Raw genomic sequence first — 20,810 nt, 5'->3', positions numbered from 1 at the left:
GCACGGCAAAGCGTGCCTGAAACGTGACGAAGTCCGTATTTATTTCGTTACAGTGAGTCGCTTTCTGTTTTTTATGGCGACTACCAACGGAAGCAGAATAGTGATAATCCATCGCTGATGCACCTGTTTTCCTCATCATTCGCTGGTTTTTTCGGCGAAAGGCAGGTTTTTAAGGAATGGCGAAGCTGGCAGGGAAGTGTTTGGCTGTATTGTGAGCAATCGAATGCTGCTCGGTTGACTCTTCTGGTATTTCCTGTTTTATGAAACCTCCCGTGCAACAAGGATGCGCTTCATGCAACGTATTATTGGCAGCTTGCTGGCCGTCGCGCTGTGGCTGACCGTGTGGCTTTCGCCCCTGCTGCTGACCATGGCGGCGGGATGCCTGCTGGTGTGGGCCGTACAGGGTGATGACTATCTGGTGATGCACCTGCGGACTGTCTTGTTGATCGCCGGTGCCATCGGCCTGCTGCCGGCCCTCTGGCTGACTGAACGGGTACGGCGGCGTCACGGTGTGCTCAACTTCTACGCCATGCTGATGAACAACAGAGAGCTGAACCGCCCGGGCTCCCAATCCCGTTGAGGTTCAGTCCACAAGCGCCGGATACAGATGTATCCGGCGCTTTTTTATGGTCGTTTGCCGTATCGCCAGCTTGCCGGCGCGCGGCGTTTCTCAATAAAGCTGACGACGCAGGCCGGTGGCCTCGAGGATCTTGGCGCTGATCTCCTCCACCGAGTGGGAGCTGGTGTCGAGGAAGCGGATCGCCTCCTGGCGAAACAGCCGCTCGACGCAGGCCAGCTCCTGTTCGCACTGTTCCAGCGAGGAGTAGCGGCTGTTGGCGCGGCGCTGGTTGCGGATCTCGTGCAGCCGCTGGGGGGCGATGGTGAGGCCGAACAGCTTGTGGCGATTGGCCTTGAGGGCGGCCGGCAGATCCAGGACCCCCATGTCCTGCTCGATGAAGGGGTAGTTGGCGGCGCGAATGCCGAACTGCAGCGCCAGATAGAGGCTGGTCGGGGTTTTGCCGCAGCGGGAGACCCCGATCAGGATGATGTCGGCCTCCTCATACTCCTTGGTGGTGATGCCATCGTCGTTGGCCAGCGCGAAGTTGACCGCCTCGATGCGGTCGTCATAGAGCTTGCGGTTCTCCATGCCGTGGGTGCGGTGCAGCCTGGGTTCGGCCTTCACCCCGAGCTCGTGTTCCAGCGGGCTGACGAAGGTGTTGAGAAAGTCGTGGCTGCTGGCCTGGGCCTTGAGCACCTCCTCGCGCACCTGATGATCGACAATGGTGTGGAACAAAATGGGGCGTACCCCGGTCTGGCGGAACTGCTCGTCGATGCGCATCCGTACCTGGCGTGCCTTCTCCAGGGTTTCGACAAAGGGGATGGTGATCTGCTCGAAGGCCAGCGGAAACTGGCTCAACACGGCGTGACCGAACACTTCGGCTGTGATGGCGGTGCCGTCTGAAACATAGAATACGGTGTGCACTGGGGGCTCCTGTGAGGGGGTCGGCGAGCTGGCTGGCAAGAAGTATCTCTCGAAACCATATCGTTTTTGTCAACCGGTCTGCCGTGCCCAAGTTGTGAAGTGGCTTGCAAACCTGAGTCGTTACCTTTTTGTGTTGGCATTGTAGAATGTCTGTGTCATTCGACCATCCCCAAATCTTGCTCGGGGATTTTTTTGACAATAAGTAGAAAACGTTTTCATGGTCGTTGGCAACAGTAGAAACAGACAATAACGCACATAAACTGGCGCACAAGGTGCCATGGCGGCACAGTGCCCACCAACCTGGAGACATGCAAGTGCAACAGTACGTACTCTGGTACGAGCAACTCGGAATGCAGGATGTAGAACGAGTTGGCGGCAAAAATGCATCCCTTGGCGAGATGATCAGCAACCTCTCTGGTGCCGGAGTTTCCGTGCCGGGCGGGTTTGCCACCACCGCCTTTGCGTTTAACGAGTTTCTGGAGTCAAGCGGCCTCAACGGCAAGATCCACGATCTGCTCGACAGCCTGGATGTGGACGACATCGCCGCCCTCAACCGGGCTGGCCAGCAGATCCGTGACTGGGTGATCGAGGCCCCGTTCCAGAGCGAGCTGGAGCAGGCGATCCGGGTTGCCTACGACAAGCTCAGCGGCGGGCTTGACGCTTCCTTTGCGGTGCGCTCCTCCGCCACTGCCGAGGACATGCCGGATGCCTCCTTTGCCGGCCAGCAGGAGACCTTCCTCAACGTGCGCGGCATCGACGCCGTCATGATTGCCGTCAAGCATGTGTTTGCTTCACTGTTCAACGATCGCGCCATCTCCTATCGGGTGCATCAGGGCTATGACCACAAGGGTGTCGCCCTGTCGGCCGGGATCCAGCGCATGGTGCGCTCGGATCTCGCCGCCTCCGGCGTCATGTTCACCCTGGATACCGAGTCGGGCTTCAACGATGTGGTGTTCATCACCGGCGCCCAGGGCCTTGGCGAGATGGTGGTGCAGGGTGCCGTCAACCCCGACGAGTTCTACGTGCACAAACCGACCCTCAAGGCAGGACGCCCGGCGGTGGTGCGCAAGACCCTCGGCTCCAAGCTCATCAAGATGACCTATTCCGGCGATGCCAGCCACGGCCGTCAGGTGCAGATTGTCGATACCGATGAGGCCGAGCGCAGCCGCTTCTGCATCACGGATGCCGAGGTGATGGAGCTGGCCAAGCAGGCCCTCATCATCGAGCAGCACTACGGCCGCCCGATGGACATCGAGTGGGCCAAGGATGGGCAGGATGGCAAGCTCTACATCGTCCAGGCCCGCCCGGAAACCGTGCGCAGCCGCCAGGAGGCCAACACCCTCGAGCGTTTTGCCCTCAAGCAAGCGGGCAAGGTGCTGATCGAGGGGCGCGCCATCGGCCACAAGATCGGCGCGGGCCCGGCGCGGGTCATCTCCTCCATCAGCCAGATGGACGAAGTGCAGCCCGGCGACGTGCTGGTCACCGACATGACCGACCCGGACTGGGAGCCCATCATGAAGCGGGCCTCCGCCATCGTCACCAACCGGGGCGGGCGTACCTGTCACGCCGCCATCATCGCCCGCGAACTGGGCATTCCGGCGGTGGTGGGTTGCGGTGATGCCACCAAGCGCATTGAACCGGGCCAGCTCATTACCGTCTCCTGCGCGGAAGGGGATACCGGTTTCATCTACGACGGCGAGCTCGACTTCGACGTGGCGGTGACCGAGGTGGGCAACATGCCACGCCTGCCCATCAAGATCATGATGAACGTCGGCAACCCGGACAGGGCATTCGACTTCGCCCAGCTGCCGAATGCCGGTGTCGGTCTGGCCCGCCTGGAGTTCATCATCAACCGGATGATCGGGGTGCACCCCAAGGCGCTGCTGGAATTCGACCAGCAGAGCCCCGAGCTCAAGGCCACCATCGGCAAGATGATCGCCGGCTACGAGAGCCCGCGTGAGTTCTACGTGGCCAAGCTGACCGAGGGCATCGCCACCCTGGCCGCTGCCTTCTGGCCAGAGCGGGTGATCGTGCGGATGTCGGACTTCAAGTCCAACGAGTACGCCAACCTGGTGGGCGGTCGTGACTACGAGCCTCACGAAGAGAACCCGATGATCGGTTTTCGCGGTGCGTCGCGCTATATCGCCGACAGCTTCCGCCCCTGTTTTGCCCTCGAGTGCGAGGCGATCAAGCGGGTGCGTGATGTCATGGGGCTGACCAACGTCGAGGTGATGATCCCCTTCGTGCGCACCGTGAGCGAGGCGGAGCAGGTGATCGACATCCTCGGTGAGAACGGTCTGCGCCGTGGCGAGCGGGGGCTCAAGGTGATCATGATGTGCGAAATCCCGAGCAACGCCCTGCTGGCAGACAAGTTCCTCGAACACGTGGACGGCTTCTCCATCGGCTCCAACGACATGACCCAGCTCACCCTTGGACTTGACAGGGACTCGGGCCTTATCGCCCACCTGTTCGACGAGCGCAACGAGGCGGTCAAGGCGCTGCTGGCGATGGCCATTGCCGCCGCCCGCAAGGCGGGCAAGTACGTGGGGATCTGCGGCCAGGGGCCGTCCGATCACCCGGACTTCGCCGCCTGGCTGGTTGAGCAGGGCATCGACTCTGTGTCCCTCAACCCGGATACCGTGGTCGATACCTGGCTCTATCTGGCCGAGCAGCACAAGGCGAGCTGACGCAGGCTGCACTGCCCCCATCAAAATGGCGCCCATGGGCGCCATTTTTCATGACCGAACCTGACGCAACTGGTCCGATATGGCGGCCACATGTGCCCAAAATGGCGCGCTGGCGCGTGCTTTTACACTCCGTTACATCTGCCCGCTTTGCAACCGCCCCATAATGGTCCCGCCAGCCCGCTGCACGGGGTGGCAGGCCGGGGGATCACGAGCAGTTTCCTGTCAGCACGGAGGCCAGGACGGCAGATGTCACAGAGCGTATCAAACCAGGTGATCAGACGAATGCTGGGCGCCTGCCAGCAGCAGGGGGGCGATCCCGATGCCATTCTGATGGCGGGCGGCCTCACGTCGTTCGACATCGAGCGGGAACAGGGCCGGCTGCCGGCCCACAGCCACTACCGGATGCTGCAACTGATGCAGCCCTATCTGGCCAGTTTTCACGAGACCATCCTCTCCTACGACATCGGCCAGCTCTACCAGCACTATCCACCCCTCATCAGCCTGTGCCTGAACCAGCCCTCGCCGCGGGCGGCGCTCGAGGTGCTGCTGGCCTATCGTCCCATCATCGGCAGTTGTGACGAGCTGCGGGTGCGGCGGGGTGCGCAGGCCAGCCAATACCTGTATGTCAATCAGGGGCCTGCCAGCCTGGGGGCGAGCCAGGCCATCCCCAACTTCATCATGCTCTACCGGATTTTGCGGGTCTATCTGGCGGATCCCCGGGTCTCGGTGGGCTTCACGGGGCGACCGCCACCGCGCCATCAGCTGCTGGATCAATTCTTTGGAACCCGTTGCCGCTGGGAGCAGGGGGAAAACACCCTGACTATCGACAACGGCCAGCTCGACTGCCCCAGTCACTGCTACAACGAGCCGCTGGGTCATCTGCAACTGGCCCAGCTGGCGCAGATCTGTGCCGATATCGCCGAGCGGACCCCCTTTGCCTGTCTGGTGGGGGAGCGGATCCGCCACAAGATCCGGGAAGGGGAACTGGAGAGCGACGAGAGCCTACTCAAGGAGGTGTGCGCGGCCATGAATGTCAGCCGCTGGACTTTGAATCGCAAATTGCAGGGGGAGGGGAGCAGCTTCTCGACCCTGCTCAGAGAGGCGCGGGTGAGCGAAGCCTGCCGCTTGCTGGGCGAGGGGGATCAACCGCTGCAGAACATCAGCGATCGGGTCGGCTTCTCGTCCCAGAGCGCCTTCAACCGCTTTTTCAAGGCCAACACCCGGATGACGCCGCTGGCCTATCGCAACGCCCGCCAATAAGAACGGGACCGGCGCAAGGCCGGTCCCGTGGTCGGGTCATTGCTGGGCCTTGCCTGCCCATGTTAGCGGGTGATGGTGGTGACGCTGGCGGGATCCACCCCGGCCGGCAGTGCCAGCGCCCCCGGCGTGGTGTTGCTCACCACTATCTCCTTGCTCACCGTGAAGCTGACCGGCGTGCTGGCAAAGACATCCGACGAGGGGCTGATGTAGGCGCTGTAGCGGCCCGGCTCCACGATCCACTGGTTGCTGGTCTCATCGAAGCTGGCAAGGATGCTGGCCGGAATGGTGAAGCTCAGCTGTTCGCTGGCCCCCGGTGCCAGCTGCGCCGTCTTGGCAAAGGCCTTGAGCTCGATGAGCGGTTTCTTCAGCTTGACCTCGGGGGCTGTCACATAGACCTGGGCCGCCTCCTTGCCTGCCACGGCGCCGGTGTTGGTGATGGTGGCGGTCAGCACCAGGCTGCCGGCGCTGCCACCCTCCAGGGTATTGCTGGCGATGGCGGGGCTGGTGTAGCTGAAGCTGGTGTAGGAGAGACCGAAGCCGAACGGGTAGGAGACCGCCTGCTCGAAGGTGCTGTAGTAGCGATAGCCCACGTAGATCCCCTCGTTGTAGTAGAGATCGTCCGGTTCGCCGTCCCCGTCGGTGTCCTCGCCCGGGAAGGTGCCGGCGGAGGGGACGCTGGCGTAGCTGTGCGGGAAGCTCTGGGCCAGCTTGCCGCTCGGGTTGACCGCGCCGGAGAGCACGTCCGCCACCGCGTGACCGGTCTCCTGGCCAGCCATGTAGGCCAGCAGGATGCCATCCACCTTGTCGCTCCACTGGGTGGTGTCGATGACGCCGTTGACGTTGAGCACCACCACCACCTTCTTGCCCTGGGCGTGGAAGGCGCTGCTCACCGCGTCGATGAGGGCGCGTTCGTCATCACCGAGCAGATAGTCCCCCTTGCCGCTGCTGCGATCCGCCCCTTCCCCGGCCTGGCGGCCGATGCTGATGACGGCGGCTTGCTGGGTGGTGGCCGCATTGGCGATCAGGGCTGCCAGTTCGCCGCTGATCGGTGCCTCGGCGCAGGTGTAGTAGCCCTTGGCGCCAAATTGCCCCTCGTGGTAGACCTTGTTGTTCTCGTAAAAATCGCGGTAGTAGCTCTGCAGCGCCTCGTTGACCGGGAAGCGTGCCGCCAGTCCCTGCGCGATGGTGGCGGTGCTGGCGGCGTTCACATCCCCGCTGCCGGTGCCGCCCTTGTAGGTGTTGATCTGGTTGATGCCAAAACTGGCCAGCGTGCTGCTTGCCGAAAGCGGCAGGGCCGCGGCCTCGTTGCGCAGCAGCACCATGCTCTCGGCGCCGGCCTGACGGGCCAGTTTGGCGTGGGCGGTCAGATCCGGGCTGTTGCTGATGGCCAGCTGGTTGTAGGAGGGGCTCTTCATCACCTGGGTCAGGATGTGGATGGCGGCCTCGTTCACCTTGGCCTCGTCGAGATCGCCCTGCTCGATGGATTGCTGCAACTGCTCCTTGACGTTGCCCGGCTCGATCAAATCTTGTCCCGCCAGCACCTGCTTGTAGGCGTTGTTGGCCACATCGCCGGCAAACCAGTCGGACATCACCAGGCCGTCGAACTTCCACTCGCCGCGCAGCAGGTCGGTTACCGCATCCCTGCGCTCGTTGACATAGGTGCCGTTGACCTTGTTGTAGGAGGTCATCACCGCCCAGGGCTGGGCCTCGTCCACCGCGATCTGGAAGCCGCGCAGATAGATCTCGCGGAAGGTTCTCGGTTCGCCGATGTCGTTGATCTGGTTGCGGTTGGTCTCTGAGTTGTTGCCGAAGTAGTGCTTGATGGTGGTGCCCACCCCGTTGCTCTCCACCCCGTTGACCATGGCGGCGCCGATTTTGCCGGTGAGCAGGGGATCTTCCGAGTAGTACTCGAAGTTGCGGCCATTGAGCGGGTTGCGCTGGATGTTCATGCCCGGGGCCAGCAGGATGTCGACTCCGTACTGGCGCACCTCGTCCCCCATGGCTTCGCCGACAGCCTTGACCAGCTTGACATCCCAGCTGGAGGCGAGCAGTGAGCCGATGGGCCAGGCGGTGGCGTAGTAGCTGGCGCTGTCACCGTCGCGGTTGGCGTTGATCCGCACCCCGGCCGGCCCGTCGGCCAGTTTGAGGGCCGGAATGTCGATGCCGTCTGCGCTGCGCAGCACGCCGTTGATGTAACCCGCCACGCCGGGCACATCCTGCTTGACGTTGATGGCGCCGTTGGCACTGCCGTAACCGGGGCCGGAGAGCAGGTCCAGCTTCTCGCCGAGGGTCAGCCTGGCCACCATGGCCTCGGCCTGGCCGCGGTAATAGGCATCGTCCTTGACCAGGGGATCCGAATCATTCTGGTTGCAACCGACCAGCAGGCCGGCCAGCGCCAGGCTGACCCCCAGTGAAACCGCTTTCAATTTTGTGGTGATAGGCATGAAGACGTCCTCGTAACTGTCTGAATAAAAATAAAAAGGAGATATCGACACCGGGTGCAAGGCATCCGCCCGGGCTGGGCCGCTCTGCTGGCGGCTGCCATTGGATATCGCAAGGAAGACCAAACGGACCCGTGGGCAGGCGTTTGGCTGCTGGCAGGTTAACAAGCCGGGCGATGGCCGCCTTGCCCCGGGGGAGCGAGAAATGTGCCGGCGGGAGCAAGGGTGCCGAGTTGTGAGCAAGGTCGCATCGAAAGACGGCGTCAAGCCAAGGGTGGCAAGAGGGGGAAAGGGCGGGAAAGATGCGGGAAAACGGGTGGCCTGATGGCCAATGACGCTGGCTGCGGGCAATACGCGAGGGGGCCGGCGGCCCCCTCGAAGATAAGTCAAAGCGTCCGGGCGCTGGCCCGGAGCGGCTCACTTGGGCCGTTTGAGGGCCCCGGCGAGTTCAATCTGCACCTTGACCCCCTCCTGCTTGAGCGCCGTGGCGACGGCGTTCAGATCGGTGCCCGGCTTGGCTTCCAGCAGGGCGATGCCGCCGCTGCTCTGCTTGAAGCGCAGGCCGTGCCGGCTGGCCAGCGCGCTGGCCTGGTTGTCATCGGCTTCCACCAGCAGGGTGCCGCTGGCGGTGAGCTCAGGGCTGGCCACCCCTTGCAGCAGCACGTCGCCGCTGCGCAGGGTTTGCCGGGGCGCCTTGCCGTCTGCGCTGCGGGCGACTCGCTGCTTGCTGCCGTTGTCCGGGGTGAGGTAGGTCTGACCGTTCACCTCTATGGTGCGGTACTGCTTGCCGTCGATCACCACCGATTCATCGGCGGCGTGCACGCCGGCCGAAGCCAGGAGGCCGGCCAGGGCCAGGCCGAGTAAGCTGTGTTTCATCTTGTGACTCCTTGTGATCATGAGCGGGCGGCATCGTGGCCGATCACCCGCAGGGACCAGTTGAGCAGTTGACCCGGTTGGCTGTTGTTGCGCTCGGTCAGGGTGCTGCGGCGGTTGGTGTTGAGGTCAACCAGGGTCAGCTGGCGGCTGCTGTTGGAGACGTCGGTCACCTCCAGTCGCCACTCGCCCTGGGCCGCTTCGCCATAGAACTTGTGGGAGAGCATGCGCATGTCGCGCAGCCCCTTGGTGCGCACATAACCCAGCTGCTGCCGGTCGAGGGATTGCCCCACCAGGCTGTTGTTGGGGTTGAGCAGCACGCTGCGGGTACCGGACGGGGAGACCAGCTCGATCAGCAGGTCGGGCAGGCGCTGATGATCCAGGCTCACCGTGACCTGGACCGCTTCCACGGTCAAGGCCTGCGCCACCTGGGTGCTGGAGCGGGTGGCACTGCTGCCCACATCCGCGATGCTCCCTTCACTGCGCGGCACCGTGACCTTCTGAGCCGGCAACTGCACCAGCGGCGGCAGCGGGGTGTGGCTGGCGGCGGCGGTCAGGGTCTTGTTCACGTCGATGAGACCAAAGCCATAGGTGGGGCTGTACCAGAGGCCGGCGGCGTTGCGCTCCCACCCTTCCAGGCCGGTGACCTGGCGGGGTTGACCATTGGCGGCGGTATAGCTGACCCGGACCGGCTGCTGGCCGGCATCGATGCGGGTGGCGTTGCGGGCCAGCAGATCGCGCAGATCCCGCACCGACAGATCCGGATAGGCGGACATCAGCAGCGCCATGGCGCCCGAGGTGTTGGGGGTGGCCGACGAGGTGCCGTTCATCACGCCGTTGTAGTCGCAGGTGGCATCCAGCTGCGGGTTGTTGTGCAGCCGGTTGGTGCTGGGATCGTCGGTGCGGTTGTAGCCCATGTCGCAGCCGGGCAGATCCGTGGTCACCATGGCCGGCGCATCGGTACCGTACTCCCCGCCGGGGGCGCTCAGGAAGACGTTGCTGCCGACGCTGGAGTAGGAGGAACGCACTCCGTCGGCATTGATGGCGCTCACCACCAGGTTCCAGAAGTTGCTGTTGGAGGGGTCTATGTTGCTGTTCTCGAACGGCAGCTTGGGCAGGACGCCAGTGCGGCTGAACATGTAGTCACCCGCGGCGATGCGGTTGAAGCCGTTGCCTGCCGCCTTGATATAGGCCGCGCCCTGCGCCTGCTGGGTCTGCTGCTCGAACAGGCGATCGAGCTGTACCTGATCCAGCCCGCTGGCGCTTTGCGGATCCACCAGACTCATGCCGTAGCTCTGGTTGAAGACCCGGTTGTCGGCGGTGGCGGGGCTGCCGCCCAGCGCATAGAGCCAGTCTTTCTGCAGCTGCTTGCTGCGCTCATCCAGCAGGTTGAACCCCTGCAGCTGGACGCGAGGGGCCACCCCCAGGGTGCCGATGCGGTTGTCGACCGCCCCGATAAGGCCGGAGACCGAGGTACCGTGGGCACTGTCCGGATCGGTCGGGGTGGGGTCGCTGCTGCCGGTCACCACGTTTTTCGAGCCGGGGCGAACGTTGTCGGCCAGGTCCGGATGGGCGATGGCCAGGCCGTCATCCACCACGGCCACGTTGATGCCCTGACCCTGCACGCCGGTACGGTGTGCCCACCAGAGGTTGAGGTCGTTGCCTGCCACGCCGCCACGGGGGCTGAAGGCATTCTGGCCGCTGTTGAGCAGGTGCCACTGCTGATCCTGCAGCGGGTTAATGCCGGGCAGGCAGCGCTCGGCACTGCTGCGGCCGGTATCGAGGCCGGCTTCCTTGCCAGTCAATGGGGTGCAACTCTCACTCGCCTGAACTGAAGCGATGGGCAGGGCCGAGAGCAGGGCCGAGATTGCCAACGCTAACGATGTTTTTCTCATTAATAAACTCCATCTTATATCGCACCGTCCTGGGTGCGACTGGCATCTATACATGGGAAGAACAGAGTCAAAAAGCACTCATTTTCATTCTGAGATAAGGCTCAAAGAAATCTCACAACAAATAATCGACAGACCATGTGGGGGTTCCTGTGAATCCTTTTCTGTGCTGTATTGAGAACTTTTCTCAGTTTGGTGCTATTGATATTTATCTTTTTATATCAATCAATTAGTAACCATTTGTTAACGTTTAACGGGCCGTTACCGGTGTGAGAGAGGCGGGGCGGATCTGCGCAGGTTGGGGGAATCTTCGCGCTGGCGGGGGGCCGCCGAGATCTAAAACAGGGGAGGGCAGTGCAGGCAAGCCACCCGGTGCCAATGGCGCCGGGTGGTCTGGAGGGACTGGCCGATAGGGGAGGCTATTTGATCAGCGCCAGCAATATGGTACGAAACGCCGGACGGCAGGGGGCTATTTGATCAACGCCAGAATGGATCGAAACGCCGGATGGCGGCAATCGCCCAGCAGTTCGTAGAGGCACATCTCCACCGAGGTGAGCTCGGCCCCGTGCGCCGCCAGCTTGTGGATGGCGAGCTCCCGGTTGGCGGCGCTGCGCGATGACACCGCATCCACCACCAGCGACACCTGGCTGCCCGCGTCCAGCAATCCCAACACCGTCTGGTAGACGCAGATATGGGCCTCGATGCCGCACACCAGCCAGTGGCTGACGCCCTGGCGGGCGAGGGCGTCGGCCAGCGCCGGTTCCCCCAGGGCGCCGAAGCAGTGCTTGGGCAGCACCAGATCGCCTGCCTGCATCAACTGCAGCTCGGGCACGGTGGCTCCGAGCTTGTCCGGGTTCTGCTCCAGCCAGACAACCGGCAGGCCCAATAGACGGGCCCCCGCCACCAGCCTGGCGGTGTTGGCGATGAGGGCATCGCTCCCCTCGACCAGACGGGCCAGTTTGCCCTGAATATCGACGACCAGCAGGCCGGTGTTCGTGGTAGTCAGCATGGATACTCTCCCGGATCAGAGTGAGACAGTGGCACCGAGTGGGCGGGCGAGGGAGACGCGCGACTGGTTCCACAGATAGATGAGGGTCAGCGCGATGACGGTACCGATCGGAAAGGCGAACAACTGCAGGGCGACGAAGCACCAGAAGACCACCTTGAAGGCCGTCACCTGTTCGGTGAGCCCGCGATAAGCCACATAGTTGAAGGCGAGCACAAACAGGGCGATGGCGGTTGCCAGGCCAAGGCTGAGACTCTGCGACGGTGCCATGTCAGCCGGGTGGAGCGGGCTGACCGTGACGACGGCCCAGGCAACGAAGGCGATCATGGCCAGGGAGAACAGAGTGGCAAGGATAAAGATGGCCTTGGCGAGCAGATGTTGTTTGGGGGTCATGAATGCTCCTTGAATAGGGTGTGGTCGTGCTCCCTGCTGGTGGGTTAGCGAACTCTCCATGTCGTTCGCGACTGACAAGGTGACGTATAAAATATGAGTCACGGCACTGTGTCGATAAGGCATAAACCTACCGGCAGGGCCGGAGCAGGTCAAAAATAAAGTAATTCAAATTGTAAATGTTGTGACAGTTAAACGATGGGCCGCCAATTGAAGCACTCAATATCGGCCCGCTAACAAGAGGCTGTTCATTAACCAAAGCGGCGATTAAACGCTTCTCTGCTAATTTTTCTTTCCATCTGTGAATTGCATTTAGGGCAAAGAGCCTGCTTCTTTCCACTGATGGTCCATTTATAATATGTATTTTTTATAGACGGGCCACAGATACAGCAAGATGATGGCTTTCCAAAAATGGCAGCTATTACGATAAAAATAATTAATGCAACTAACCACTCCATTTATTGGCTCCTCAATCAGCTTGAAAGCTGGTTTTGGCGTTCAAAATTGCAGCGTGGTGCAGATCAATCTTCTCATTTATATAACAGTCGGTAGACTTGACCAGGTCTCTGATAAATCTGATTACTTTTTCCAGCTCGTCCCGTTTTATAAGATGGGGAACCGGTACACCCGTGCTGATAGGCTTTGAACGATGCGCAGCTTCACCACGTTTTTTAATCCATTGATTGAGTGTTGAGCGCGCTTTATCTGGCTCATAGTTCGACCAGCGCCACCCCTCTGTGACATCAAACCCAAGATAATCCATAAATATTTTTTTCGTTTTATCTGAGGTTGGATTATGAAATGACTTTAAATCTGTATGCAGTTTCTTCAGGATAAAATCACCCAAGTAACTGCCCTGTACTATGGCTAGCTTTTTATGCATTTCCTCAATCAACCGATCTTCCACATAGGTTTCCCAAGCAGTAAGCGCCATTACCAGTCCCGCGCGTTTTAACACTTCACTGCTGGGTGGTGGCGGATTGGCATTGATGCCGTCGAAATGAGCTAGCAGCTCTTCGGCATCTTTAATTGAATACTCAAATCCTTGAATCGCTTTTGACATATTCCTTGTCCCTATTTATAACCTTATCTTCTGGTTAAGCTATTTAGGTCTGCTCAATATCGACATTTATGATAATTAAATATGTGCCACCGCCTCTATATTATTCCCATCCGGGTCAAGCAAAAATGCAGCGTAATAATCAGGGGAATAGTGAACGCGAGGTCCCGGTTGTCCGTTACAGCGAAAGCCCGCTTGAATGCCTGCCAAGTGAAAAGCATCGACTTGTGCTGATGTCGTGGCGCTGAAGGCAAGATGGCAGGGGGTATGTCGGTCGAATTTCTCGATCAAAAAGCTCACCTTGTCACGACCGATCAGACCAAAACCGGCAGCGGCGTCATCTGCCCACTTGAGTTCCATGTGCAGTGGGCGGAGCACGGTTTGGTAGAAGCGCTTGCAGTCGTCAAAATGCATTGTCTTGATTTCAACGTGATCGATCACGGCAACTCCTTGGCTGGCTGAATAAAACTATCTCCTCTGTTAACTGCGAGCATGAGGGTCTGGTGTTCACATCGCCGCTACCGTGCCTGAATGACGCTGTCAGCACGCGCCTTCTTCCACAGGGTGAGCCTGACAAAGCGAACCTGGCACCCTGACGCAAAATGGTACCGAATGACCACAATAAGTCACTTGAGGCTGGCTTGGGGAGGGGGTCAAGCAATAACTGTGTGGTTTATCAAAGATTTCTTGTCCTGGGGACCTGGCAGGGCTGAGAGCCGGGCTTCACTGCCATCCGGTAAAGCTTGCCCGGTTTTGTTGCTTGGCGAAGAGAAACGGCTCTGTTATGGTGTACTTAATTAGCCGTTTAGATGGCTGGATGGTTGTGGTGATTCAAGCACGACTCTGCCATCGAGCCAGCCGTTGAGATCTTTACAGGGAGTTTTTATGCAGCGTCGTTCCTTCTTTGCTCTTTCCGCCCTGGCCCTGCTGGCCGGAACCCTGCCATTGGCCACGCTGGCCGCCGATCCGGCCAAACAGGCGATCGTCATCGGTACCACGGTGGGGGATTTTGCCGACATGGTGACCGACTCCATCAAGCCCCAGCTCGAAGCCAAGGGCTATCAGGTCAAACTGGTGGAGTTCACCGACTATGTGACCCCCAATATCGCGCTGGCCGACGGCTCGCTCGATGTGAACTGCTTCCAGCACAAGCCCTATCTGGAGAGCTTTGCCAAGGATCGGGGGCTGTCGCTCGCCCCCATTACCCAGGTACCGACCGGCCCCATGGGGCTCTATGCCGGCAAGCTGGGAGATCTGAAGGCGGTGCAGGAGGGGAGCACGGTGGCCATTCCGAACGACCCCACCAATCAGGCGCGGGCGCTGCTGATGCTGCAGGATCTGGGCTGGCTGACCCTCAAGGAGGGGATCAACCCGCTCAAGGCGAGCGAGTTCGACGTGGCGCAAAACCCGCACAACCTCAAGCTGGTGCTGCTGGAGGCGGCCCAGCTGCCCCGCTCGCGCGAAGACGTGGACTTCTCGGTCATCAACGGCAACTTTGCCGCCTCAAGCGGCATTCCCTTCAGCTCAGGCCTGTTCCTTGAGCGCAGCTACGACTTCATCAACTGGGTGGTGGTAAAAAGTGCCGATGCGGACAAGCCCTTCGCCAAAGATGTGGTGGAGGCCTACAACTCGGCCGCCTTCAAGGCCTATGCCGCCAAGCGCTTCGTCGGCTACAAGTACCCGCAGGGGTGGCAGGGCGCGAGCGCCAGCAACTGAGCCACCATGGCAGAGAGCAGAGAGCAGAGAGCAGAGAACAACAACGGGCACCCGCAGGTGCCCGTTTTTTTGTCGCACGCATTGTTAGTAACGGCGTAGCCACCAGCGCACCGCGAACAGCGAGGTGAGGCTGCCGAGCAGGGCACTTGCCAGCACATCCAGCGGCCAGTGCATGCCGATCAGCATGCGCGACAGGCCGACACCGATGGCCCACAGCGGCAGCAACCAGGCGCCGGCTGGGGCGCGCGCCAGCCAGATCAGGCCGAAGAACTGGGCCAGGCTCATGGCGGCGATGCTGTGGCCGGAGGGGAAGGCGTAGTTCACCTCCGCCTGCCAGTGGTTGGCGAGCCACTCGGGCAGCGCCAGCAGCTGGCTGGCCGCATGGACCTGCTCGCTGCGCACCTCCACCTTGCCGGCGTAGAACTGCTGGATGGCGGGGATCAGGTTCTGGCTCTCCAGCCAGAGCAGGTAGGGGCGGGGCTCCTCGGTCAGGTGCTTGATCAGGCTCTTGATGAGCCAGTCGCCGGCCAGCACGGCAAACAGGGCGGCGCCGAGGGCCAGCAGTGCCGGCAGGCTGAGCGTCAGCTTGTGTCGGGTCAGCAGCAGCAGGGCCAGGATGCTGACGCCGATGCCAGGCACATCCACCATGCGGGTGAGGGCGTAGGGCCACCAGAGCCAGTCCGAGTGCAGGGCCTGGCTCATGAACGGTTGCCAGGGCAGGCAGACCAGCAGGAGCAGCGGCAGGATCAAGGCGGCACTGAAACAAAGCACCTGGCGGCGCGGCAGGGAAGAGGCGTGAGTCGGCATAACGGGGCTCGGCAAGGTGCCCATTCCTGGGCAGAAAAAAAGAGGCGTCATTGTGCCAGCCCAACCCGGTCGGTCAAGTCGCGCCCCGCTCCCTGTAACACAGGGTTACAAATGAGTGTGGTGATGGTCTGATTGTTGACCAAGGCCCGCTGATGGCGGGGCGGTCAGCAGATATTGCCCGGGCAGGGCGCTTCATCGGGCGCAGATGAGGCAACAGCGCACCCACCCCGGCAGAAAGTCGCGGCGACGGCCGCGTATGGATGAATAAGCATCTGAAACTTCGGTCTGTTTGGGCTAGAATGGCGCGCTTGTGGCCGCTAGCGAAGTGAGAGAGCCCGATGAAGATCGTTGTTGATGAGAATATGCCCCACGCCCGTGAGTTGTTTGCCGAGTTTGGCGAGGTCATCCCGCTGCCCGGCAGGCAGATGCAGGCGGCGGATCTGCAAGAGGCCGACGTGCTGCTGGTGCGCTCCGTCACGCGGGTGGACGCCGCCCTCTTGGCCAGCTGCCCGCGGCTGAGCTTCGTCGGCACCGCCACCATAGGCACCGATCACGTGGACAAGGCGCTGCTGGCCGAGCGGGGCATTCCCTTCTTCAGCGCCCCCGGCTGCAACAAATATTCGGTCGGCGACTATGTGCTCTCCGCCCTGCTGGTGCTGGCCGAGCGCCATGAGCTCAACTTGAGCGAGATGAGCCTCGCGGTCATCGGCTCCGGCAATACCGGCGAGTGCGTGGCAGGCAAGGCCGAGGCCCTCGGCATGCGGGTGCTGCGCTGCGATCCGCCCCGGGCCCGCGCCGCCGAGGCCAACGAGGCGGTGCAGTTTGTCGATTACCTGCAGGCCCTTGAGGCCGACATCGTCAGCTTCCACGTTCCCATTACCCGTCAGGGGCCGGATGCCACCTTCCATCTGCTGGATGCAGCGCAGATTGCCGCCCGCCCGGCCGGGCAGATCCTTATCAACGCCTCCCGCGGCGAGGTGTGGGACAACCAGGCCTTGCTGGCGCGCCAGCAGAGCCAGACGCCGCTGCGGCTGGTGATGGACGTGTGGGAAGGGGAGCCAGAGCCGCTGCAGGCCTTGGTGCCCCACACTGAGCTCGCGACACCGCACATTGCAGGTTACAGCCTGGAGGGCAAGGCCCGTGGCACCTGGATGCTCTATGAGGCGCTCTGCCGCCAACTGGGGCGCACGCCGCGCCAGGATCTGCAGAGTCTGCTGCCCATCCCCGAGGTGCGCGAGGTGACGCCGGGCCAGCCGGCGGATCAGGCATTGATCAAGCAACTGGTCCACCTTATTTATGACGTGCGCCGTGATGACGCCCGTTTTCGCAACCGGCTCGGTGTGGCGGGCAGCTTCGATGAGCAGCGCAAAGATTATCCGGAGCGGCGCGAGCTCTCGGCCCTGCAGCTAAAGGGGCCGTTTGCGAGCGATGCCCTGGCCCGGCTCGGGTTTGTCTGCCAGCCCGGCTGAGCGCTCTACATACTTGAAGGGGGGGAGCCTTATCCCGCCCATACCCGGTCTGGCTGACGCCAGACCCGCTATCAGGCAGGTCCGCCTGCCAGCGGTGATGCCAGCGCGCGTCACCGGCACCATCATAGGAGAGAACAGCAGTGAGTCAGCAATTCAACGTAGCGGTATTGGGCGCCAGCGGCGCCGTGGGCGAGGCGATGATCGAGATCCTGGAAGAGCGTGCCTTCCCGGTCGCCACCCTCTATCCGCTGGCCTCCAGCCGCAGCGCCGGCGACACGGTGCGTTTTGCCGGCAAGAACGTCGAGATCCTGGACGTGGAGGAGTTTGACTGGAGCCAGGTGCAGATCGCCCTCTTCTCCGCCGGGGCCGAGGTCTCTGCCAAGTGGGCGCCGATTGCCGCCGAGCACGGCTGCATCGTCATCGACAACACCTCCTGCTTCCGTTACGACGAAGAGATCCCCCTGGTCATTCCAGAAGTGAACCCGGACGCCCTGGCCGATTTTCGCAACCGCAACATTATCGCCAACCCCAACTGCTCCACCATCCAGATGCTGGTGGCACTGAAGCCTTTGCACGATGAGGTGGGTATCGCTCGCATCAACGTGGCGACCTATCAGTCCGTCTCCGGTTCCGGCAAGGAGGGGGTGAGCGAGCTGGCCGGCCAGACCGCCCACCTGCTCAACGGTCGTCCGGTGGAGCCCAGCCTCTATCCGCAGCAGATCGCCTTCAACCTCATTCCGCAGATCGACAGCTTCACCGACAACGGCTACACCCGTGAAGAGATGAAGATGGTGTGGGAGACCCAGAAGATCCTGGGGGATGCCAACATCGCCGTGAACCCCACCTGCGTGCGGGTGCCGGTGTTCTACGGCCATGCCGAGGCGGTCCACGTCGAGCTGCATCAGCCGCTCGACGCCGAGCAGGTGAAGGAGCTGCTGCGCCAGGCGCCGGGCGTCACCCTGTTTGACGACGAGCATGACTATCCGACCCCGGTGCGCGACGCAACCGGCAAGGACGAGGTACAGGTGGGCCGGGTTCGCCAGGATATTTCTCACCCCTGCGGTATAAATATGTGGATCGTGGCCGATAACGTTCGTAAGGGCGCCGCGACCAACAGCGTGCAGATTGCCGAACTGCTGGTGCGCGATTACCTCTGATCGGCGAGTCCATGGGTCTGGCGGGGAGGGATGCCCGCCAGAGATGGCCCCGCCGAGCGCGAGGCAGATGTGACCGGGGGCGCACAGTGCGACATTCTGGAATGTTTCGCGATATCAACTGATTAAGTTTTTTCCTACACTCAGGGGCAAGTTGGGTGCTAAATGTGTCGGACTGCTGGCTTGCAACCTGAGCCTGATTTATATTGAACCGACTGTTTTGGGGTAACTATCCAGATTTTTCAATGTGATAGGGCCGTCATACGAAGGAACGAATATGGGACATTCCCGCATAACATTGGCAACGCTACTCGCATTGGGTCTGCTGGGCATGGCCCGGGCCGAAGACTCGACGCGGGAGCCCTTTTTTGTTGAGCTCAAAGGCCCGGACGAGCCGGCTCCGCCCGCCGTCAATTCCCAGCCGCTGGCACAACCCGTCGCCACTCCCAGCGCCACGCCCCAGCCCAGCCGAGCGACGGCCCAGCCCATCGTGCGGCAGGTTGCGAGCAATGCCGGCAGTTATGGCCCCATTCGTCCCACCGACACCCTCTGGAGCCTGGCGAGCAAGTACCGTCCCTCCAACAGTGTCAGCGTCTACCAGACCATGGTGGCGATCTACGAGAAAAACCCCCGCAGTTTCGCCGACGGCAACATCAACCACATTCTGGTGGGTTCGCGCATCCTGCTGCCCACCGCCGCCGAGGCCAGCGTCATCACGGATGCCGAGGCCCGCGCCAAATTCCGCAGTGACAACGCCAGCTGGAAAGGGCTGAGCCCGAAATACCTGGCCAACAAGCATGTTCAACCTGCCAAACCGGTGGCCACCAAGCCGGCCCAGCCCAAGGCGACCCCCACCAAGGCAGCCGAGCCTGCCAAGCCCGAGGTTGCCAAGGTAGCGCTCGCCAAGGCGGCGCCCATCCCGGCTCCGGCACCCAAGGTGGAGGCGCCCCAGCCGGCCACCGAGGTCAAGGAGGTCGCCAAGGCCCCCGAGCCGGTCGCGAGCCAGGCCGCGGCAACCAGTGCCGCCACCGCCAGTGCACCGGCCCCGCTGCCGGCCAACCTCGACAAGCCGGTCGGCAAGCCCTCCACCGAGATGGCGTTGGCGCTGGAAGATGCCAATGCCCAGCTCGGTCAGGTCACCGAGATGAACCACAGGCTCAAGCTGCGACTGCAGTCGCTGACCGAAGAGGTGGAGACCCTCAAGGCCCAGCTGCAGGATCAGACCGCCCTGCAAAAAGAGATTGCCGAGCTCAAGGCCAAGCCGGTTCCGCCGGCGGCGCCGGCCCCCGAGCCCAAGCAGAACTGGCTGATGGACCTGCTCTCCTCACCGCTCAACCTCGCCATGATCATCCTGTTGCCGGTGCTGCTGGTGCTGGCGCTGGTGACTCTGTGGCTGCGGGCTCGGGCTCGCCGCGAGCTGGAAGAGCAGGAGAAGAGCCTGTCCGAATCCACCGCCATGGTGATGGATCAGGAGAGCAGCGAGTTTGACGAGCTGATGACGGTCGGCATCACTGATGACGAACCGATGCGGCCGACACCGGATCTCAACACGCCCGATGGCTACATGGCGGTGGAAGAGCCCGCCGCGCCGGCCGATCTGGTGTTTAGCGACGATGGCGAGATGGATCTGGCCAGCTTCGATGCCGAGCCGGCACCGGCTGCCAAGGCCGCCATCCGGGATCCGGATCTGGTGCCCGATCTGGATCTGGCCCATGACGATCCCATCACCCTCGACACCGAGCCAGATCTCGATCTCGCCAGCGAATTCAATCCCAAGCCCAAGGCTGGCAACGAGATCATGAGCGAAGAGGAGCTGCAGGCTGCCCTGTTCGCCGAGCTGGATGCGGATCTGGAGGCCGACCTGACGCTGGATGGCGCCGATGACGGCCAGCCGGACGCCGAGGCGGTGGTGAGCGATGAGGATCTCGCCTCCTTCGATCTGAGCGACTTCGAGACCGCCTTTGCCGAGCCGGGGGCCGACCAGGCTGCCGCTGCCGGCGCCGACGAGATGCTGGCTGAGCTGGGGCTGGAGCCCGAGCCGGTCAAAGGTAAGAAAGAGGCAGAACCGGATTGGGATCCCAACGAGATGGCCCTCTCCGATTTTGAGGATGCCTTCGCCGAAGTGGAGCCCCATCAGGGCGAGGTCAAGCCGCGCGAGCAGGCCCAGGAGAGCGGTTATGTCGAGATCGACAAGCTGCTGGCCGAGGCAGATGCCACCACCACGGAGCAGGAACCCTATCAGGGCTTCTCGCTGGATGTGGGGCTGGATGGCTTCCCCGAGGTGCTGCCGGAGTCCACCGGATTTGACGTGGATGCCGACGATGGCGGAGTGGGGGCCAAGCTGGACCTGGCGCGCGCCTACCTCGAGATCGACGACAAGGACAGCGCCCGCGAGCTGCTGCAGGAGGCGGCGGAGCAGGGCACCGAGCATCAGCGGGCCGAGGCCGAGAAGCTGCTCAAGCGCCTTGGCTAGTTAGCCACAGTACCATGATGACAGCAGGGGCAGCCGACGGGCTGCCCCTTCTTCTTGGCGTTTTTGGTCTGGCCTGGGCGCTGCGATTTGGGATTTTTG

General features: G+C 62.0%; 17 protein-coding genes. 7 read left to right on the top strand and 10 right to left on the bottom strand.

Annotation, left to right across the window (positions count from 1 at the left end; genetic code table 11):
- The first annotated feature begins 292 nt into the window (after positions 1-292).
- Positions 293-580, top strand: coding sequence for a hypothetical protein (locus G5134_RS04875; protein ID WP_005302535.1), 288 nt, complete (start codon positions 293-295; stop codon positions 578-580).
- 90 nt (positions 581-670) lie between these two features.
- Here the strand turns inward: G5134_RS04875 and ppsR are convergent, their stop codons facing one another.
- On the bottom strand, positions 671-1,483 hold the full coding sequence (ppsR, locus tag G5134_RS04870) for a posphoenolpyruvate synthetase regulatory kinase/phosphorylase PpsR (RefSeq protein WP_005302533.1): 813 nt from the start codon (positions 1,481-1,483) through the stop codon (positions 671-673).
- Positions 1,484-1,791: 308 nt separating this feature from the next.
- On the opposite strand from ppsR, the gene ppsA reads away from it, so the two are divergent.
- Entirely contained in the window at positions 1,792-4,170 is a 2,379-nt protein-coding gene (gene ppsA, locus G5134_RS04865) for a phosphoenolpyruvate synthase (RefSeq protein ID WP_065017945.1), read from the top strand.
- Between the two features lie 282 nt (positions 4,171-4,452).
- Entirely contained in the window at positions 4,453-5,430 is a 978-nt protein-coding gene (locus G5134_RS04860; protein WP_065017946.1) for an AraC family transcriptional regulator, read from the top strand.
- Between the two features lie 62 nt (positions 5,431-5,492).
- Here the strand turns inward: G5134_RS04860 and G5134_RS04855 are convergent, their stop codons facing one another.
- The 8 genes from G5134_RS04855 to G5134_RS04820 form a co-directional block, all read right to left on the bottom strand.
- Entirely contained in the window at positions 5,493-7,874 is a 2,382-nt protein-coding gene (locus tag G5134_RS04855) for a beta-glucosidase family protein (RefSeq protein ID WP_065017947.1), read from the bottom strand.
- A gap of 414 nt (positions 7,875-8,288) precedes the next feature.
- Positions 8,289-8,747 (bottom strand): serine protease chaperone, encoded by a 459-nt coding sequence (locus G5134_RS04850; RefSeq protein ID WP_017764168.1) that lies wholly within the window; start codon positions 8,745-8,747, stop codon positions 8,289-8,291.
- 17 nt (positions 8,748-8,764) lie between these two features.
- Positions 8,765-10,639 (bottom strand): S8 family serine peptidase, encoded by a 1,875-nt coding sequence (locus G5134_RS04845; protein ID WP_065017948.1) that lies wholly within the window; start codon positions 10,637-10,639, stop codon positions 8,765-8,767.
- Between the two features lie 466 nt (positions 10,640-11,105).
- Positions 11,106-11,645, bottom strand: a complete 540-nt coding sequence (locus tag G5134_RS04840; RefSeq protein WP_065017949.1) for an isochorismatase family protein — start codon at positions 11,643-11,645, stop codon at positions 11,106-11,108.
- 15 nt (positions 11,646-11,660) lie between these two features.
- Positions 11,661-12,035 carry a hypothetical protein gene (locus G5134_RS04835; protein WP_017783045.1) on the bottom strand — a complete coding sequence of 125 codons (375 nt, stop codon included), beginning with the start codon at positions 12,033-12,035 and terminating at the stop codon, positions 11,661-11,663.
- Positions 12,036-12,283: 248 nt separating this feature from the next.
- Positions 12,284-12,490 (bottom strand): hypothetical protein, encoded by a 207-nt coding sequence (locus G5134_RS04830; RefSeq protein ID WP_156559863.1) that lies wholly within the window; start codon positions 12,488-12,490, stop codon positions 12,284-12,286.
- Between the two features lie 11 nt (positions 12,491-12,501).
- Positions 12,502-13,095: a HEPN domain-containing protein gene (locus G5134_RS04825; protein ID WP_065017950.1), complete on the bottom strand. Its 594-nt coding sequence runs from the start codon at positions 13,093-13,095 to the stop codon at positions 12,502-12,504.
- 75 nt (positions 13,096-13,170) lie between these two features.
- The gene (locus G5134_RS04820) at positions 13,171-13,533 is read right to left on the bottom strand and encodes a VOC family protein (protein ID WP_065017951.1); all 363 of its coding nucleotides are present in this window, start codon (positions 13,531-13,533) and stop codon (positions 13,171-13,173) included.
- Between the two features lie 444 nt (positions 13,534-13,977).
- On the opposite strand from G5134_RS04820, the gene G5134_RS04815 reads away from it, so the two are divergent.
- Positions 13,978-14,808 (top strand): MetQ/NlpA family ABC transporter substrate-binding protein, encoded by an 831-nt coding sequence (locus tag G5134_RS04815; protein WP_065017952.1) that lies wholly within the window; start codon positions 13,978-13,980, stop codon positions 14,806-14,808.
- Between the two features lie 84 nt (positions 14,809-14,892).
- Here the strand turns inward: G5134_RS04815 and G5134_RS04810 are convergent, their stop codons facing one another.
- Positions 14,893-15,639: a phosphatase PAP2 family protein gene (locus G5134_RS04810; protein WP_081852213.1), complete on the bottom strand. Its 747-nt coding sequence runs from the start codon at positions 15,637-15,639 to the stop codon at positions 14,893-14,895.
- A gap of 314 nt (positions 15,640-15,953) precedes the next feature.
- Here G5134_RS04810 and G5134_RS04805 point away from each other — a divergent pair, with 314 nt between their 5' ends.
- The 3 genes from G5134_RS04805 to G5134_RS04795 all read left to right on the top strand — a co-directional run bounded on the left by G5134_RS04805 (position 15,954) and on the right by G5134_RS04795 (position 20,711).
- Positions 15,954-17,084: a 4-phosphoerythronate dehydrogenase gene (locus tag G5134_RS04805; RefSeq protein WP_065017953.1), complete on the top strand. Its 1,131-nt coding sequence runs from the start codon at positions 15,954-15,956 to the stop codon at positions 17,082-17,084.
- Between the two features lie 140 nt (positions 17,085-17,224).
- A complete protein-coding gene (locus G5134_RS04800) occupies positions 17,225-18,241 on the top strand; it encodes an aspartate-semialdehyde dehydrogenase (protein WP_065017954.1) in 1,017 nt (338 codons plus the stop codon).
- A gap of 274 nt (positions 18,242-18,515) precedes the next feature.
- Positions 18,516-20,711: a FimV/HubP family polar landmark protein gene (locus tag G5134_RS04795; RefSeq protein ID WP_065017955.1), complete on the top strand. Its 2,196-nt coding sequence runs from the start codon at positions 18,516-18,518 to the stop codon at positions 20,709-20,711.
- Positions 20,712-20,810 lie beyond the last annotated feature (99 nt).

Source organism: Aeromonas sp. 600276 (assembly GCF_049175815.1).
Classification (GTDB): Bacteria; Pseudomonadota; Gammaproteobacteria; order Enterobacterales; family Aeromonadaceae; genus Aeromonas; species Aeromonas dhakensis.
Note: the sequence above shows the minus strand (reverse complement) of the source record. Positions and strands in the feature narration are given on the sequence as shown.